This window comes from Corallococcus sp. AB049A (genome assembly GCF_003668885.1).
In the GTDB taxonomy this organism is placed as follows: domain Bacteria; phylum Myxococcota; class Myxococcia; order Myxococcales; family Myxococcaceae; genus Corallococcus; species Corallococcus interemptor.
In genome coordinates this window covers 1-1041 of the sequence record NZ_RAWL01000822.1, presented here as the reverse complement: position 1 = coordinate 1041, position 1041 = coordinate 1, and the positions used below count along the sequence as shown (strand labels likewise).

General features: G+C 66.9%; 1 protein-coding gene, 1 tRNA gene and 1 pseudogene. 2 read left to right on the top strand and 1 reads right to left on the bottom strand.

Features of this window, described 5'->3' with window-relative positions; all coding sequences use genetic code 11:
- Positions 1-459: lipopolysaccharide assembly protein LapB (locus D7X55_RS39655; RefSeq protein ID WP_368666522.1), on the bottom strand; the 459-nt coding region annotated here is incomplete at its 3' end.
- Positions 460-664: 205 nt separating this feature from the next.
- Between D7X55_RS39655 and D7X55_RS39650 the strand changes: the two genes are divergently transcribed.
- Together D7X55_RS39650 and D7X55_RS39645 are read left to right on the top strand one after the other, a co-directional pair.
- Positions 665-740 (top strand) — tRNA-Ala (locus tag D7X55_RS39650).
- 95 nt (positions 741-835) lie between these two features.
- Positions 836-1041, top strand: a pseudogene (locus tag D7X55_RS39645) (DUF2760 domain-containing protein); the annotation flags it as partial.

The following is a 1041-nucleotide window of genomic DNA, read 5'->3' as shown; positions in this document are numbered from 1 at the left end:
GGCGAGCACCGGCGTGGGGGCCGCGGGGCGGGGGATCTCCACCTTGTACTGCTGGAGGAGCGTGACGGTCTCCGGATCGCCGGGGTCCGCCTGGTAGGCCTTGAGGAGGTTGGCGCGGCCGGTGTCCTGCTCGCCGCCCTTGATCTGCAGCACGCCCGCCATGCGCAGGGCGGCCTTGTCCTCCGGCTGCACCTGAAGCGCGCCCATCACCTCTTCGAGCGCCTTCTTGTCCTTGTTCTGCGCCGCGTACACGCGCGCCAGCAGGAGCCTGGGGTCGGCCGCGGTCGGGTGCGCCTTGACGCCCTTCTTGCAGACGACCATCGCTTCCATGAAGCGCCCCAGGTCGAGGTACGCCTCCGCCAGGGGCTTGTACGCATCCGACGAGGGGTCGGAAGCGAACGAATGCTCAAGCTTCGCGAGCTCGGTGGGGCTCAACGTCTTCGATGGGGAGGTGGACATGAACCAGAAGGGGGCCCGGTAATTGGCCGGGAAGGATGCGGTACCGGAAGGCGGTTTTTATGGCATCCACAGTGCGGCACGTCAATCGCAGGGTTGGGGCTGGAAACGAGCTGCTTGACAGCAAGGTAAGGCTCCGGTACTAGCCCACTCACTTCTCGGGACCCAACGCCCGCGAGGCGCAGCAGGCAGCACGCAGTCCCCGTATGGGGGTGTAGCTCAGTTGGGAGAGCGTCGCGTTCGCAATGCGAAGGTCGTCGGTTCGATCCCGTCCACCTCCACCATGAAGAAACGAAGGGCCTCACGGGAAACCGTGAGGCCCTTTGCATTTCAGGCATTGGCGAATTGCAAAGGCTTCCGGCTTTGTTATCCGGGGCCGATGACCGACCCGTCCGCCTCCCTGTCGTTCTTCGCCCGCTTCTGGCTCGCCTGGCTGTGCTTCTGGCGCTGCCTCGTGTCCCGCGAATTCGCGCAGGCCGTGCTGCCGACCAGCCGCGCCTACGACGCCGGCCAGCTCAAGGAGCTCCCGTCCGGGGACACGCAGGCCCCGCCGCCGGTGAAGACGCCCGCCGTGCAGGCCCCCGT